Raw genomic sequence first — 12,461 nt, forward strand, 5'->3', positions numbered from 1 at the left:
CCGCACGGTTACGGCTGTCCGACGAGCGCCTGGACGAGCGCCGGCGCGATCGGCGAGCCGAGGCCCGTCACATAGTCGTAGCCGCCGGCCGCGTTGCAGACGCTGCCGCAATTGCCATTGGATCCGGTCGTCACGTCGTGATAGTCGCTGCCGTAAGCGCTTTTCCCGACCGTATAGAGCGTGTCGTAGGTGCCGCTCAGCGCGTGTTTGCCGGCGGCCGCGCGCAGCGAATTCGCGATCGCGACGAGCGCCGACCACTGCGGCGCGCCGGCGCTCGTGCCGCCGACCTGGAACCAGCCTGCCTGCCCCTGATAGGTGACCGAGTCGTACACGGCGAACCCGCTGGACGGATTTGCGTCGTAGCTGACGTCGGGCACACCGCGCTTGCCGGCCACCGGAACCGGCCAGCCGGTCTGCCCGGCCGGCTCGGCCTCGATCGTGCTCACGCCGCCACCGCTGCCGCTCCATGCGGCTTCGCCGATGTAGTTGCCGGATGTGTCGGTGGACAACGTCGTGCCGCCCACCGCGACCACGTACGGCGATGACGCCGGGTACTCGGTGCCGGTGCCGCTGTCGCCCGACGACGCGACGAACGTGACGCCCGGCACGTTGAAGTGGCTGTCGAAGCCCGTCTCGGTGTTGAACTCGTTGCCGCCGAAGCTCATCGACACGACCGACGCGCCGCGCTTGACCGCGACGTCGACCGCGGCCAGCAGGTCGTTGAAGCTCGCGGACGCGGCCTCGACCAGCAGGATCCGCGCCTTCGGCGCGATCGCATGCACCCATTCGACGTCGAGCGATATCTCGAGCGACCAGCCCGCGTCCGTCCTGGGCCGTGGGCCGCGCGCGTACACCTTCGTGAAGCAGCCGTTCGCCGTGGTGCAGGGCGGCAGCGAGAACGTGTTGCTGAACACGCCGAGATCGGCCTCGATCTTCGGGTCGTCGTACGCGTCGACGATCGCGACGACCATCCCGTCGCCCTGGTTCGCGAGCGCGTCGAATCCGTAGGCATGCCGTGCGAGCGAGGGCGTGAGCCCGGCTACCGCGGCGGTACTGGCGCGCGGCTTGGTATGGAACGGCGGCCGCGCGTATCCTTTCGGCGCACGGTTGCCTTCGACGTAGGACGGGATGCCGTTACCTTCGGCGAGCGCAACCGTCGACGCGAGCAGCGACGCGCACAGCGCCGGAATCAACATGGAGGACACGCGGATATTGTTCATTTTTCGAATCTCCATGTCGATGGAGTGGGGGGCGAAATGATTTTACGAAATCGGTGAAGCCGATTGCATCGAATATCGTCCGGATGCGGGAATGTCTGATGAGGGAAAGTACGCGGATCGCCCGTAATACGTGGGTTTCGAGCGCGGGCGCGTGGCGGGATCAATTCGCATTTCGATTTTCAAAGGCGAATAAATAATCGATCGGCGTTTGATTGATTTGTAATGGTCTGCGTAATGCGCCGGAAAATATCGATTGCGGCAGCGGCGGGGAAATCATGAAATGCGCGGATACGGTGCGGCCCGACTCCGGTCTGCGGCATTGCCGTCGCGGCGCGATTCCGCATACAGTTCGGCGTGGGCCGCGTTCGCCATGCGGCCTCGTCAGCGAGGAGTTCCCTTGTTCTATTCGATCGTCGCGATCTTCGTCGGCGCCGGGTTCGGCGCAGTGCTGCGCTGGTTCCTGGCCCTTGCGCTCAACGAATTCTTTCCCGCCGTGCCGCTCGGCACGCTCGCAGCGAATTTGATCGGCGGCTACGTGATCGGCGTGGCCGCCGTCGTATTTACCGCGCGCGTCGGGCTGCCGCCCGAGTGGCGGCTGTTCGTGATCACGGGCTTCCTCGGCGGTCTCACCACGTTCTCGACCTATTCGGTCGAAGTGATGACGCACGCGGTGCAGGGCGAATTCGGATGGGCGATCGCGGTGGCTGCCCTACACTTGACTGGATCGTTCACGCTGACGGCGCTCGGCATGTGGACCGCGCGCGCGTGGTTCGCGGCGGCCTGAGCGCGCCGGTACCGGGAGGGTGCGATGGACAGGGTCTTCTTGCGCTTCTATGTGCATGAGCAGCACCGGCTGCACTGGAAGCCGCTATGGGAGTGGTTGCTGGAGGAAGGCAACCGGATGGGCATCGCGGGCGGTTCCGCATTCCGTGCGATGGCCGGCTTCGGCCGGCATCGGGTGCTGCACGAGGACCGCTTTTTCGAGCTGCAGGGGTCGCTTGCGATCGAGGTCGAATTCATCGCCACCGAGGACGAGGCGCAGCAGTTGCTCGAGCGGCTGTCGCGCGAGAAGGTGCGCGTGTGCTACGCGATGATTCCAGCGCGCTTCGGCGTGATCGACACGCTCTCGGCGCCGCCGGCGCAGGGGCCGGCAGCGTAGCGTCGCTCCGTCAGATGCCGAACATCGTCAGCGACACGGCGGCGCGCGTGACGACCATCAGCAGCACCTGCACGATCACGAACAGCAGGATCGGCGACAGGTCGATGCCGCCGAGGTTCGGGATCACGCGGCGCAGCGGGTTCAGGAACGGCGCGGTGAGCTGGTAGAGAATCGGCATGGCCGGCGAGCGCGGATTGAGCCACGACAGCAGCGCCATCAGGATCGTCATCCAGATCACGAGGTTGAGCGCCCATTTCACGACGGTGAGCAGCGCCACCGCGACGAGCGTCGGGATCACCGAGGCCGGATCGAAGCCGGCCATCACGACCATCAGCACCACGTAGACGAGCGCGGTGAGCAGCGCCGCGACGACGCTCGCCCAGTCGATGCCGCGCACGCCCGCGATCACGTGGCGCAGCGGCAGCACGAGCCAGTTGGTCGCCTGCAGCACGGCCTGCGTGACGGGGTTGTACGGCGGCACGCGGACGGCCTGCATCCAGACGCGCAGGATCAGCGCGGCGCCGAACAGCGTGAAGAGGGTATTGAGCAGAAAACGGGCGATCTCGCCGAACATCGTTGGCATCCTTTTTTTACAGTCCAGTAGCGTGCGGCCGCCAACGCCGGATGGCGGCGCATCGGCCGACACCTTATCACGCCTCGTCGTGCGGCGGGGAGGGGTGCCCGGTCGTGCGCGCGAGCGACGTTTCGACGGCCTGCGCGAGCGCCGGCAGCGCGGCCGGCGGCGCGGCGCGCTTCGCCGCGAGCGCGACCGCACGGCGGGTCAGCAGCGCATACAGCGTCGCGTGATCGCCGCCGCGCGCCTCGAGCAGCGCGAGCTGGCGCTCGACGATGCCGGTGTCGCCGCGCGACACCGGGCCCGCGAGGGCGTTCGCGAGGCCCTTGTCGCGTGCGGTCTCGATCGTGCCGGCGAGCATCGGCAGCAGCGCGCGCAGCGCGGCTGCCTCGTCGAAGCCGAGGCTGCGCCATAGCTCGACCGCTTCCGACAGCCCGCACAGCGCGAAGCTCGCCGCGTAATGCGCGGCCGCGTGATAGAGCATCCGGCCGCCGGCCGGAATCGACAGCGGATGGCAGCCGAGTGCGGCAGCAAGCCGCAGCAGCGTCGCGTGCAGCGCGCCGTCGGCTTCGAGCGTGACCGAGCAGCCGTCGATGCGGGCGAGATCGGCGTCCGTGCCGCCGAACAGGTAGAGCGGATGGAAGCCGCCGGTCGCCGCGCCTTGCCGTCTTGCCGGATCGAGCAACTCGACCGCCGATGCGCCGCTGCAGTGGACGAGCGCCTGGCCCGCCGCGCGCGCCGCGTCGAACCGCAGCGCCGCGGCGGTCGACGCGAGATGGTCGTCGGGCACGGTCAGGAAGATCAGGTCGGCGGCGTCGACCACCTGCTGCGGCGTGTCGACCGCACGGCAGCCGTCGATGCGCGCGGCGAGTGCCGCAGCCGATTCCGCCGTGCGGCTCGCGATCGCGACGACCGGAAAGCCGGCCGCCGCGAAACGCCGGGCGACGCAGCGCGCAAGGCGACCGGCGCCGATGAAGCCGAGGTGGGGAGTGTCGGGGAGGGACATGACGGGCCACGAAGCGGAAACGGAGCAGCCGCCAGTATCGCAGGAATGACAGGGCGGGCGCGGATGGCGGCGCCCGACGGGACGATCTGGGCGGCGATGTTCCAGGCGAGCAATCCATCACCGGATGCCGCGCTTTCGCTGCTCGATGACGACCGTTGCATCCGGCCCCGAATCGCCTGTGGGCCGCGTCCCCCTTGAATTGTCGGCGTCTTGTCTCGAATTTGTAATCGTTCATTACGGAAGCGCGCCGGCCGCGCTTACCGCAGCCGGTAAGACTGACCGGCCGGCGCGTCGCGGTTTCACTGGTCGGACGGAATCGCGCGACCGGCATGGGGAGTAGCGGATTCGCACAGCCCGGCCGCGCGCCGGCCGCGCCCGCGTTGAATTGCAATTTGCAACAAATGCGCAATACACGAGAGGCGGGTTTTCGCTACATTGCTTGCATGCGACGTGCATGCCCGCCGTTGCCGTCAGGGGCGCACAAATTACCGCTCCAGCAGGAGAATCGAAGTGAAAAAGCTCATTCCGTTCATCGCCGCCGCCGCGTTGGGCCTGGGTGCCGCAGGCGCCGCACAGGCCCACGTGTCGATCGGGGTCGGCATTGGCGTCCCGGTCGCACCGGCATATCCCGTGTACGCAGCGCCGCCGCCTGTGTATTACGCGCCGCCGCCCCCGCCGGTGTATTACGCGCCGGCGCCTGCATACTATGCACCGCCCCCCGTGGTCGTCGGTGGCTACTACGGTCGTCCGTACTGGCGGCACGGTTATGGTGGCTGGGGTCACCACGGTTACTGGCGTCGTTGATGCAATAGTCCGCGCGGCGGCCTGAACGCTCGCGGCAAAACGGCGCAACGTCCCTCGCGGGGCGTTGCGCCGTTTTTCATTTGACGCGCGGCCAAGGGCGGCCGGCGCGTGCGGTCACACCGCGTGGACGATCAGGTCGCGATAGCCGCCGACGATCACGCTGTACGAGAAATACGCGAACAGCAGTGCCGACGCGACATGGCACGCACGCATCAGCCCCGCGCCCGCGCGCTTGCGGCCCTGGCTCGCGAGCGTGCACATGAAAAGAGTCCATGCGAGGCCGCCGAGGAAAAAGCCGGACAGGAACACCGATGCCGTCGCCGGCGTGGTCGCGCCGGCTTTCGCGATCAGCGCGCCGCCGACCGCCGCGAACCACAGGATCGCGCTCGGCGACGACATCGCGAGCAGCATCCCGCGCACGAAGCTGCGTCGCGCGCTGGCCCGCGGCGGCGGCGTATCGTCGGCATCGCCCGCGTCGGCGCCGCCGGCCGGCGCGAGCGCTTCACGCGCCATCTTCCACGTGAGGAACAGCAGCACCGCGCCGCCGCCGATCCAGACGATCCAGCGCACGACCTCGAACTGCAGCAGCACGGCCATGCCCGCGAGCGCGAGCGCCGCGTAGACGAGATCGCCGACGCACGAGCCGACGCCGAGCCAGAAGCCCGGCCGGAAGCCGTGCGACAGCGTCAGCGACAGCATCGCGACGTTGACGAGGCCGATGTCGAGACACAGCGACAACGACAGGAAGAATCCGTCGGACATCATCGAGGCGGGGGCGAAGCTCATCGTCGTTCTTGCCGGATACGTTCAATGCGCGGACTTAGAGTCCGATCTCTTGCCAGAGGCGATCGACGCGCGCCTTCACCGCCGCGCCCATCTCGATCGGGCGGCCCCATTCGCGGTTCGTCTCGCCGGGCCACTTGTTGGTCGCGTCGAGCCCCATCTTCGAGCCGAGGCCCGCGACGGGCGACGCGAAATCGAGATAGTCGATCGGCGTGCTGTCGACCATCACGGTGTCGCGCACGGGGTCGACGCGCGTCGTGATCGCCCAGATCACCTCGTTCCAGTCGCGGATGTTCACGTCCTCGTCGACGACCACGATGAACTTCGTATACATGAACTGCCGCAGGAAGCTCCACACGCCGAACATCACGCGCTTCGCATGGCCCGCGTAGCTCTTCTTCATCTGGACGATGGCCATCCGGTAGCTGCAGCCTTCCGGCGGAAGGTAGAAGTCGGTGATCTCGGTGAACTGCTTCTGCAGCAGCGGCACGAATACCTCGTTGAGCGCGACGCCGAGCACGGCCGGCTCGTCGGGCGGCTTGCCGGTGTAGGTCGAGTGATAGATCGCGTCGCGGCGCATCGTGATGCGCTCGACGGTGAACACCGGAAACCACTCCTGCTCGTTGTAGTAGCCGGTGTGGTCGCCGTACGGGCCTTCGAGCGCGTGCTCGTACGCGGCGGACGCGTTGCCGGCCGGACGCGGCGGCGCGCCGGCCGGCGCAGGGGCGGGCGTGCCTTCCTGCGGGTGAATGAAGCCTTCGAGGACGATCTCCGCGCGGGCGGGCACCTGCAGCGTGTCGACGCCGGGCGTCAGGCACTTCGCGAGTTCGGTGCGGCTGCCGCGCAGCAGGCCGGCGAACTGGTACTCGGACAGCGAATCGGGCACGGGTGTTACCGCGCCGAGCGTCGTGGCCGGGTCCGCGCCCAGCACGACCGCGACCGGATACGGCTTGCCCGGGTTCTGCAGCGCGAATTCGCGGAAGTCCAGCGCGCCGCCGCGATGCGCGAGCCAGCGCATGATCAGCTTGTTGCGGCCGATCAGCTGCTGACGGTAGATGCCGAGGTTCTGGCGCGGCTTGTTCGGCCCGCGCGTGACGGTGAGGCCCCACGTGACGAGCGGCCCCGCGTCGCCGGGCCAGCAGGTCTGGATCGGCAGCTTGTGCAGATCGACGTCGGCGCCTTCCCAGACGATCTCCTGGCACGGCGGCGACGACACCGATTTCGGCGCCATGTCCCACACGGCCTTCGCGAGCGACAGCAGCTTGCCGGCGTCCTTCAGGCTCTTCGGCGGATCCGGCTCCTTCAGCGCGGACAGCAGCCGCCCGAGGTCGCGCAGCGAGCCGAGCGCGGCGTCGTCGCCCGCATCGACGCCCATCCCGAGCGCGACGCGGCGCGGCGTGCCGAACAGGTTGCCGAGCACCGGGAACGCATTGCCGGGCGCGGCGTTGAACAGCAGCGCCGGGCCGCCGGCGCGCAGCACGCGGTCGCACAGCTCGGTCATTTCGAGCACGGGCGACACGGGTTGCGTGACGCGCCGCAGTTCGCCGAGCGCCTCGAGGCGCTGGATGAAATCGCGTAAGTCTTTGTATTTCATGAAGAAGGTCCGGGCCGCCCGCAAAGCGGGCAGCGGTGGGCGGGCGCAGCGGCCGGCTGCGGCCCCGAATCGATCGCCGATTTTACCCGGGCGGCCGCGCGCACGCCCGGCGGTGAAAAAAGTCGATCGCGCGCGGAGCCCCTACGGCAGGGGGCTCGCGATCTGAAGGGTGATTTAAAATTACTTTTTGTTATGATTTTGAGATTTCATAGTGTTGACGATCTATAAAACCCTGCTAGAATCCGCTCACATTGGCTGCAGGGTAAAAGGCTTCGAGCCGCCAATCACCGATCTTTGACGCAGCGCGTCACCGTCCGCCGATACCTGCACGGCGTATTCGACGGCTTTTGTAGTAGTCCCAGCCAGCGCTACCACACGCTGGTTTTTTGCGTGGGTGCCACCGCGTATGCCCGCCTCGCCCAATGTGCGAAGGTGCCGGCCCTCTTACACCGTGGCCTCGAACGGTACTTATACCGTTTCCCCGATGCTTGCACGTCCCAACCAAGGCGCGCGGCATCGTGATTCCGCGGCACGTATTCTGTCTCGCCATCGAGCTGAGCGAGCCGCACGAGTCATGTTCATGGGAGATGATCTGAATGAACGCTTGGTTATCGTGGCGTCCCAATGAGCAGCATGCGCAGATCGTGCGCGACATGCTGCGTCGCGGGACGCGTGTCAGTCACCATTTATTCAGCGTTGTCGGCTGTTTCGCCGTCGCGATCGCACTGGCCCTATGGCTGCTGCCGACCGTGCGCGGGAACATCGCCGCGAAGCTGATGCCGGTCGTGTCCGCGGCCGTGCAGGCCGGTCCGGCCCGTCTGCTGACCGGTCACCCGCTGCCGAACTTCGCGCCTGCCGGCGCGCAGCCGCAGCAGGAAGACACCCCCGAACCGGATGCGCTCGCCGTCGGTCTCGACGTCGCACCGGAAACCGCCGCGCAGAACGATGCGTCCGATCCGGCCCGCAACGGCCCGTCGCCCGTCGCGCTCGCGAAACTGATCCCGACCCAGCGGGTTCCGGCCGATGCGCGCGACGATCGTGCGCTCGCGTCGAACCGTGAGCAGGCGCTCGTCGCCACCTACCTGTCGCGCCGTTACCGGGTCGCGCAGGAGCCGCTCGGCCAACTCGTCAAGGCTGCGTTCCAGACCGGTCGCGACGTCGGCCTCGATCCGCTGCTGCTGCTGTCCGTGATGGCGATCGAATCGGGCTTCAACCCGTACGCGGAAAGCGGCGTCGGCGCGCAAGGCCTGATGCAGGTCATGTCGAAGGTCCATTCCGACAAGTTCGAATATTTCGGCGGTACCGACACCGCGCTGCAACCGCTCGCCAACCTGCAAGTGGGCGCGCTGGTGCTGAAGGACTGCATCGCCCGCGGCGGCTCGCTCGCGAACGGTCTGCGCATGTACAACGGCTCGACGAACCCGGACGACACCGCCTACGGCTCGAAGGTCATGGCCGAGCGCGCCCGCCTGCGCGACGTCGCGCATGGCCGCAGCGTGCCGCTCAATGCGCCGGCCCAGCCGTCGAAGCCGATCGTGACCGCGTCCGCGACGGCAGCCGCTGGCGGCGCGAAGCGCGTGCACGCGACGCTCGACGCCGCGCAGCCGATCGCCGCGAAGGCTGCCGCCGTGCCGAAGGGCGCGCCGCAGCAGGACGCCGCCAGCGTCGACACCGCGAAGCAGTCGCACGGCGACCACCCGGAACTCGGCGCGTAACGCCGCGCGGCTCCAGCCGGACCCAAGCAAAAAGGCACCCGATCCGGGTGCCTTTTTCTTTTTGCGCGGCCGCAACGGCGCCGCGCGCCGGCCGGGACGGCCGGTCGGACGTCAGTGTTGGCCGAACAGCGTCGCCAGCCGCTCGACGGCTTCTTCGAGGCGTGTGTACGCGGTCGCATAGGACAGCCGGATATAGTCGCGCGGCGCATGGACACCGAAGTCCATGCCCGGCACCAGCACGACGCCCGCGTCGTGCAGCATCGCCTGCGTGAGCGCCGCGCTGTCGCCGGCCGCCGGATGGGCGACGCCGCCACAGTGCGCATACACGTAGAACGCACCGTCCGGCATCACGGGTACCGTGAAGCCGAGCCGTTCGAGCGCTGGCGCGATGAAGTCGCGGCGACGCTTGAATTCGACGCGGCGCGCTTCGTAGATGTCGAGCGCGGCCGGTTCGAAGCACGCGAGCGCCGCGTGTTGCGCAAGCGCGGACGGGCAGATGAACAGGTTCTGCGACAGCTTCTCGAAGGTGCCGACGAGCGACGGTGGCACGACCAGCCAGCCGAGTCGCCAGCCGGTCATGCTGAAGTACTTCGAGAAGCTATTCACGGTGACGACATCGTCGCCGAACGACAGCGCCGACACGGGCGCCGCGTCGTAGCTGAGTCCCTGGTAGATCTCGTCGACGATCGTGAAGCCGCCGCGGGCGCGCACGGCCTCGACGATGCGCTTCAGCTCGTCCGGCTCGAGCGACGTGCCGGTCGGGTTCGACGGCGACGCGAGCAGCACGCCGCGCGTGCGGCTGCCCCAGCGCGTGCGGACGTCGTCCGCGGTGAGCTGGAAGCGGGCTTCCGGGCCGCTCGGCACGAGCACCGGGCGGCCTTCGGCCGCCGCGACGAAGTGACGGTTGCATGGGTACGACGGGTCGGGCATCAACACCTCGTCGTCGCGGCCGACGAGCGCGAGGCAGGCGAGCAGCAGCGCGGCCGACGCGCCGGCCGTCACGACGATCCGCTCGGGGCTGACCGTGAGGCCGTACGCGCGTGCATAGTGCGCGGCGATCGCTTCGCGCAGCGGCGCGATGCCGAGCGCGCTCGTGTACTGCGTGACGCCGCGGCGCAATGCGGCCGCGGCCGCCTCGACGACGGGCTCCGGCGCGGTGAAATCCGGTTCGCCGATGCCCATGTGGATAACATCGCGCCCGGAGGACTCGAGCCGCTGTGCCTCCTTCATCAGTTCCATCACGTAGAAGGGCTGGATCGCGTCGACGCGTGCGGCGAGCGTGACGAGCGAATCGGCGGTGGTATTCATCGGTCGGGCGGGGCGAGCAAGGGGAGGAAGAATGAAAAACGGGCGCTTGCGCGCCCGTGTACAAACGGAATCAGCCGTTGCGGCGCGCCTGCGTTTCGGCGGGGCGCAGCTTCGCGGCGAGCTTGTCGAGCACGCCGTTGACGTACTTGTAGCCGTCCGAGCCGCCGAACGTCTTCGCGAGTTCGACCGCTTCGTTGATGATCACGCGGTACGGCGTTTCGACATGATGCGTGAGCTCGAACGTCGCGATCAGCAGCACGGCGCGCTCGACCGGCGACAACTGGTCGACCGGGCGGTCGAGCGACGGCGTAAGGGCTTCGATGAGCGTCGCATGCTCGCGAATCACGCCGTGCAGGATGGCGTCGAGCAGCTCCTTGTCGGCCTTGTCGTAACCGAGCGCGCCGCGCAGTTGCGCGTCGATCTCGCCGGGGGCCGCGTTCGACAGCAGCCACTGATACAGGCCCTGCGTCGCCAGCTCGCGCGATTGTCGGCGGGCGCTCTTCTTCATGCGCGCTCCTCTTCGTCTTCTTCGTCTTCTTCTTCGTCCTCGTCGTCGCCGAGCTGGTCGAGCGCCATCGTCAGGTTCGCCATCTCGACCGCGACGCGTGCGGCGTCACGACCTTTTTCGGTCATGCGCGCGACGGCCTGCTCGTCGTTTTCGGTCGTCAGGACCGCGTTCGCGATCGGCAGGTTGAAGTCGAGGCCGATGCGGGTGATGCCCGCGCCGCTTTCGTTCGACACGAGTTCGAAGTGGTACGTCTCGCCGCGGATCACCGCGCCGAGCGCGATCAGTGCGTCGAACTGGCCGCTTTCCGCGAGCTTTTGCAGCGCGAGCGGGATTTCCAGCGCGCCGGGCACCGACACGAGCAGCACGTCTTCACCGGAGACGCCGAGGCGCTCGAGTTCTTCGACGCATGCATCGGCCAGGCCGTTGCAGACGGGTTCGTTGAAGCGGGATTGCACGATGCCGATACGCAGGCCGTCGCCTTCGAGATTCGGTTGGTATTGTCCGATTTCCATGATCTGTCCGTGGTGTGGATGAACGGTTATAGGGCGAAAGCGCCGTGGCGGGTTACGCGTGGGACGCCGGGCAGGACTTGGCTTCGCCGCCGGGCATCGGAATGAAGCCCGTGACTTCGAGGCCGTAGCCGGACATGCTGCCCAGCTTGCGCGGATTCGACAGCACCTGCATCTTGCCGACGCCGACGTCGCGCAGGATCTGCGCGCCGATGCCGAACGTCTTGAAATCGACCGGCCGGCGCTTCAGCGCAGCGGCCTTTTCTTCCTCGTCGAACGCCTTGAAGACGTCGATCAGATGTTCCTTCGTGTCGCCGCAGTTGAGCAGCACGATCACGCCGAGGTCGCGTTCCGCGATGTCGCGCATCGCGGCGTCGAGCGTCCACGAGTGCGTCGAGATGCTCGTCTCGAGCAGGTCGAGGACCGACAGCGGCTCGTGCACGCGCACGGGCGTATCGACGTCGGGCGACGGCGTGCCGCGCACCAGCGCGATGTGCGGCGAGCCGGTCGGCTGGTCGCGGTACAGCACCGCGCGGAACGTGCCGTGCGCGGTCTGCATCGTGCGCTCGGCGATCCGCTCGATGATCGATTCGGTGCGGCTGCGGTAGTGGATCAGGTCGGCGATCGTGCCGACCTTCAGGTTGTGCTCCTTCGCGAACTCGAGCAGATCGGGCAGACGCGCCATCGTGCCGTCGTCCTTGATGACCTCGCAGATCACCGCGGCCGGCGTGAGCCCGGCAAGCGCGGTGAAGTCGCAGCCGGCCTCGGTGTGGCCGGCGCGCACCAGCACGCCGCCCGGCTGCGCCATGATCGGGAACACGTGGCCCGGCTGCACGATGTGCTCAGGGCGCACGTCGTGCGCGACCGCCGTGGCGATCGTGTGCGCGCGATCGGCGGCCGAGATGCCGGTCGTCACGCCTTCGGCCGCTTCGATGCTGACCGTGAACGCGGTGCCGTACTGGGTGCCGTTGCGGTAGGTCATCAGCGGCAGGTGCAGCTGCTTGCAGCGTTCCTGCGTCAACGTCAGACAAATCAGGCCGCGGCCGTACTTGGCCATGAAGTTGATCGCTTCCGGCGTGACGAATTCGGCGGCGATCACGAGGTCGCCTTCGTTTTCGCGGTCTTCTTCGTCGACCAGGATCACCATCCGGCCGGCTTTCAACTCCGCGATGATGTCGAGCGTGGAGGCGAGCGTCATAAGGGGGCGAGAAAGAGGAAAGTGCGTATTTTACGCCAGCCGGACCGCGTTTCGGCTGGCACCGGCCGCGCGCGGCCGGCGAG

Annotated in this window: 13 protein-coding genes; 4 read left to right on the forward strand and 9 right to left on the reverse strand. The window is 67.8% G+C overall.

Translation table 11 applies throughout. The annotated features are described in order from the left end of the window. Positions 1-8 precede the first annotated feature (8 nt). Positions 9-1,220 (reverse strand): S53 family peptidase, encoded by a 1,212-nt coding sequence (locus tag FFI87_RS04380; protein ID WP_138848140.1) that lies wholly within the window; start codon positions 1,218-1,220, stop codon positions 9-11. A gap of 397 nt (positions 1,221-1,617) precedes the next feature. Here FFI87_RS04380 and crcB point away from each other — a divergent pair, with 397 nt between their 5' ends. Both crcB and FFI87_RS04390 read left to right on the forward strand, forming a co-directional pair. Beyond that, positions 1,618-2,004, forward strand: coding sequence for a fluoride efflux transporter CrcB (gene crcB / locus FFI87_RS04385; protein WP_012363265.1), 387 nt, complete (start codon positions 1,618-1,620; stop codon positions 2,002-2,004). 24 nt (positions 2,005-2,028) lie between these two features. Beyond that, on the forward strand, positions 2,029-2,379 hold the full coding sequence (locus FFI87_RS04390; protein ID WP_011656179.1) for a DUF190 domain-containing protein: 351 nt from the start codon (positions 2,029-2,031) through the stop codon (positions 2,377-2,379). A gap of 10 nt (positions 2,380-2,389) precedes the next feature. On the opposite strand, the gene FFI87_RS04395 is transcribed toward FFI87_RS04390, so the two are convergent. Next, a complete protein-coding gene (locus FFI87_RS04395) occupies positions 2,390-2,953 on the reverse strand; it encodes a YggT family protein (RefSeq protein WP_011656180.1) in 564 nt (187 codons plus the stop codon). Positions 2,954-3,029: 76 nt separating this feature from the next. Further along, positions 3,030-3,959: a Rossmann-like and DUF2520 domain-containing protein gene (locus tag FFI87_RS04400; protein ID WP_138848139.1), complete on the reverse strand. Its 930-nt coding sequence runs from the start codon at positions 3,957-3,959 to the stop codon at positions 3,030-3,032. Between the two features lie 510 nt (positions 3,960-4,469). Here FFI87_RS04400 and FFI87_RS04410 point away from each other — a divergent pair. Beyond that, positions 4,470-4,763, forward strand: a complete 294-nt coding sequence (locus FFI87_RS04410) for a hypothetical protein (protein ID WP_041489767.1) — start codon at positions 4,470-4,472, stop codon at positions 4,761-4,763. Positions 4,764-4,877: 114 nt separating this feature from the next. Here FFI87_RS04410 and FFI87_RS04415 read toward each other — a convergent pair whose 3' ends face one another. Further along, on the reverse strand, positions 4,878-5,549 hold the full coding sequence (locus FFI87_RS04415; RefSeq protein ID WP_041489907.1) for a LysE family translocator: 672 nt from the start codon (positions 5,547-5,549) through the stop codon (positions 4,878-4,880). Positions 5,550-5,583: 34 nt separating this feature from the next. Beyond that, positions 5,584-7,140: a UbiD family decarboxylase gene (locus FFI87_RS04420; RefSeq protein ID WP_138848137.1), complete on the reverse strand. Its 1,557-nt coding sequence runs from the start codon at positions 7,138-7,140 to the stop codon at positions 5,584-5,586. Between the two features lie 596 nt (positions 7,141-7,736). On the opposite strand from FFI87_RS04420, the gene FFI87_RS04425 reads away from it, so the two are divergent. Next, positions 7,737-8,855, forward strand: coding sequence for a transglycosylase SLT domain-containing protein (locus FFI87_RS04425; protein ID WP_011656185.1), 1,119 nt, complete (start codon positions 7,737-7,739; stop codon positions 8,853-8,855). 111 nt (positions 8,856-8,966) lie between these two features. Here the strand turns inward: FFI87_RS04425 and FFI87_RS04430 are convergent, their stop codons facing one another. The 4 genes from FFI87_RS04430 to ribBA all read right to left on the reverse strand — a co-directional run bounded on the left by FFI87_RS04430 (position 8,967) and on the right by ribBA (position 12,378). Further along, complete coding sequence (locus FFI87_RS04430; RefSeq protein ID WP_138848136.1) at positions 8,967-10,163, reverse strand: pyridoxal phosphate-dependent aminotransferase; 1,197 nt, start codon at positions 10,161-10,163, stop codon at positions 8,967-8,969. Positions 10,164-10,233: 70 nt separating this feature from the next. After that, positions 10,234-10,671, reverse strand: coding sequence for a transcription antitermination factor NusB (gene nusB / locus FFI87_RS04435; RefSeq protein ID WP_006754954.1), 438 nt, complete (start codon positions 10,669-10,671; stop codon positions 10,234-10,236). After that, positions 10,668-11,183 (reverse strand): 6,7-dimethyl-8-ribityllumazine synthase, encoded by a 516-nt coding sequence (gene ribH, locus FFI87_RS04440; protein WP_006754953.1) that lies wholly within the window; start codon positions 11,181-11,183, stop codon positions 10,668-10,670. Before ribH ends, nusB begins: the two co-directional genes overlap by 4 nt. 52 nt (positions 11,184-11,235) lie before the next feature. After that, positions 11,236-12,378, reverse strand: coding sequence for a bifunctional 3,4-dihydroxy-2-butanone-4-phosphate synthase/GTP cyclohydrolase II (gene ribBA / locus FFI87_RS04445; RefSeq protein WP_138848135.1), 1,143 nt, complete (start codon positions 12,376-12,378; stop codon positions 11,236-11,238). Between the last annotated feature and the right edge of the window lie 83 nt (positions 12,379-12,461).

This window comes from Burkholderia sp. KBS0801 (assembly GCF_005937855.2).
Taxonomy (GTDB): domain Bacteria; phylum Pseudomonadota; class Gammaproteobacteria; order Burkholderiales; family Burkholderiaceae; genus Burkholderia; species Burkholderia ambifaria.